This is a genomic window from Tatumella sp. JGM130, assembly GCF_018257525.1.
In the GTDB taxonomy this organism is placed as follows: Bacteria; Pseudomonadota; Gammaproteobacteria; order Enterobacterales; family Enterobacteriaceae; genus Tatumella; species Tatumella punctata.
The window spans coordinates 1-595 of the sequence record NZ_JAERJS010000095.1; the positions used below are offsets into that span (position 1 = coordinate 1).

Below are 595 nucleotides of genomic sequence, written 5' to 3' on the forward strand. Positions count from 1 at the left end.
ACTCATGAATAGTCCCCCGCAAATTCTTGCCAGCTGATAACCGGATTCTGGCGTTCCGTTGCCAGGTCGATTTGTTCCTGCTGGATGGCTTCCATTTCCTCACCGACCAGCTCTCTCATTTCTGCGATAAAGTCCGTGTCATTGCTACGCCACATGGTCATCCTCCTTGAACATTCGGATAAGTTGTCTTTCGAGCTTGGCGTTGTGCAGCGCATGGCGCTTAGCCTCGACCCAATCACTACCCAATCGGCGGCATTCCAGCGCCCTTACCAGACAATAGCGACGCCATTCGGCTCTCATAGCTGCCGTCCGTGGTATTTTTAGCTCGTTGGGTATGCTCATTTTGACCTCCGGAATTCTCTGACCATATCCACAAAGCCGGCTGGCGTATTCGGATAGAAGTGAACCGATCCGCTGAATGCGATGACCAGTTCGGCGCCTTGGATGATGTATTTCATGCGAAAGCCTCCGGCCCCGGACGGGCAGCATCGTTGACGAACTTCTGGATGCGCTCCAGTTGGGTAGTGGTGAATGATTTAACGTGGTTTAACAGGTTGGTAGCAGCGCCAATGACGCCGCCGATGGTGGTAGCCAT

At 53.3% G+C, this 595-nt stretch carries 1 protein-coding gene; it reads right to left on the reverse strand.

Annotation, left to right across the window (positions count from 1 at the left end; all coding sequences use genetic code 11):
* Positions 1-2: 2 nt before the first annotated feature.
* A complete protein-coding gene (locus JK211_RS16815) occupies positions 3-155 on the reverse strand; it encodes a hypothetical protein (protein ID WP_212709753.1) in 153 nt (50 codons plus the stop codon).
* Positions 156-595 lie beyond the last annotated feature (440 nt).